Here is a 329-nt window from a genome sequence, read left to right on the forward strand (position 1 = left end):
AGCAACTTGGCTTGTCAATGCGGCAAGAACGGCGCGATACGCACGCTCGAAGTTTGGCGTCATTTCAACCGGGACATCGGAGCCAGTCCGCAGCGTATCTGCTCGTTCGAGGCTTGCTTTCAGTAGTACCGGTGAAAGTGGTGCACCGGACCGTGGCCATGCCCGACGCTGAACCGGTCTGCTGCTGCAATCGCCGCGGTCACCCACGCCTTGGCGTTGCGCACGGCGGCCTCCATGCCCTCACCCCTCGCGAGCCCTGCCGCAATCGCCGAGGACAGTGAGCAGCCGGTGCCGTGGGTGTTCTTCGTCGCCACGCGCGGCGCGGCCAG

General features: G+C 65.3%; 1 protein-coding gene. It reads right to left on the bottom strand.

Features of this window, described 5'->3' with window-relative positions; genetic code table 11:
* Positions 1-119: 119 nt before the first annotated feature.
* Positions 120-329 (bottom strand): bifunctional hydroxymethylpyrimidine kinase/phosphomethylpyrimidine kinase (locus CQ14_RS20770; protein WP_199805578.1); only part of this gene is annotated, 210 nt, incomplete at its 5' end.

Source organism: Bradyrhizobium lablabi (genome assembly GCF_001440475.1).
In the GTDB taxonomy this organism is placed as follows: Bacteria; Pseudomonadota; Alphaproteobacteria; order Rhizobiales; family Xanthobacteraceae; genus Bradyrhizobium; species Bradyrhizobium lablabi.